General features: G+C 46.9%; 1 protein-coding gene. It reads right to left on the bottom strand.

Going from position 1 to position 1896, the window contains the following annotated elements; genetic code table 11:
• Positions 1–52 precede the first annotated feature (52 nt).
• Positions 53–1896, bottom strand: a 1844-nt coding sequence (locus tag KDK17_RS06645; RefSeq protein WP_257287658.1) for a transglutaminase-like domain-containing protein, incomplete at its 5' end; no start/stop codon positions are given.

Raw genomic sequence — 1896 nt, 5'->3', positions numbered from 1 at the left:
TCAGAAGCAGAAATTTTTATCCTCAATTTCTTGCAATCCTCGCTACGGACGCTTAGGTCCGACAGGCTGCTAGTGAGTCATAAAGTGAATCCAAATTCATGCTGCTTATAAACTCTGCGGCAATTTTTGTCAGCTCGTCGGATTTGAGCACCAGAGCGTTATTGGCGTTGTGTACCTGCCGCAAGTAGTTATTATTAACAGATTCCTGAAACCCGGAAGAGCTACTGATTGCAGACATCATGGCATGCAGCTCTTCTGGTGAGGATGGGTCATGAGCGCCGTAGCTGTGTTTCTCCCCACCTTCTGGTATTTCAGCATCGACCCAGCAATATGTTAAGTAACCGCCTTTCGAATGTGTTACCCCATACAGATAATGGCTGAAGGCCTGCTGAATCGCTTTCCTGCATTTCTCTTTTAAATCATCCACAGTTTTTCTCTCCCCGAATGACAGCCTAAGGGGCTTTAGAGTGGATTCGTAACGGCTTATGGTTGCAGACCTTTTTTTCTCATATTCATTTTCCAAAGCTGGTTTAAGCAAATGATATTCTTCTTTCATAGCTACATTTAGAATATGAATCATGGCTTTGTCGCGATCTCTCAGCAATTCTGTCAGAGCAGCTCCGAGTTGTTTTCTCGTTGTGTACTCTTGATTGATTTGTTCCAATCTGCGCTTCAAGTCTGAGCGGTTCTCAGCGATTCGTTGTAACAGAGTTTCGACCTTTTCATCAAGCAGTGTTCTTAGCCAGAAATCGCCCCAGGAAGGCTGCTCCATGATAATCACCGGACGGTGTTTCGCCGCGCCCGAGATTAACTTCGAAAATGCAGGGTGGCGCACCAGCATTCGCTCTATACTCGGAATGCCCTCAGGTTCGTCCGTCCAGTCGTTCTTTACAGATGAGCTGACGATTTGGCCTTCAAGACATCGCGAAAAACCTTCATGACATTGAGAGACGAGCAAGGCATTATCTTTTCTCTGCTGACGTTTTTTATATGCCCTCTGCCAGGTCACGCAATTTTTTTCTCCGGACAATAATTCCCCATACCACTTTTTCAGGCACTGGCTTGCTGCAACCTTCAATTCATCGACAACTTGCAGACGCATCAATAGCTCATGGAGTTTACGAGCCCCTTTAAAATCGTTTAAACTGTTCGGCACTGGATCCAGCCAATCCGATGCCAGGGCCTTTTTGGCAAATTCAATAACCGGAGGCCTGGTCAGGTCACTGTTTTGCAGAACATTCATTATTGAACTCAACCACTGCAGAGGGCATGCTCCGCCCTGAACAATCATTTTGGAGTGCAATACCCTGAGTTGTTCAGTAACCTGATCTTGATCACTGTTGGACAAGATTTGTTTGACTGCCTCCGACATCGGTCTGGAGGCACGCCGATCGTAGTCTTCCACAACACCGATCAATTCCTTTTCTTTAAAGCCCAATGCCTCGGTCTCCAGCGACTCCAGGATTGAAACGCCCATGGAAAAACCGGCTAAATCTTTTCTCTTCCAAAGGTTCTCTACCATTGCGAAAGGACTTAGATGGGGAATTGGCGATTCACAGCCTGCCTCATGGGCTTCCTTCAGTTCTTCAAGACTTATGCCACAGGCTTCAGCCAGAGTTTGCTGTTGCGCTAAATCAGCGCCCTCCAGAAGACCCCGCAGGAGATCTCCTTGCCTCTTAAACTCAGTGCCAGAACCAGTGAACCTTTTGATGGTCTGGAAGTCAGGCCGAATTTCTGTTACCTCAGCAGGCTCCCCGCCCAAATCTACTAACTTCCAGGTTTGGCCTCCATCCACGGAACACTCTGCAAAGGCATGGGTACGATTAGTCATTTGTCGACATGGAATCCCAAAATAACGACAAAAAGCAATAAAAACAGGCACACGATGACGACAGC

It is taken from the genome of Endozoicomonas sp. SESOKO2, assembly GCF_024606245.1.
GTDB lineage: Bacteria > Pseudomonadota > Gammaproteobacteria > Pseudomonadales > Endozoicomonadaceae > Endozoicomonas_A.
This window is presented reverse-complemented; position numbering and strand designations above follow the sequence as displayed.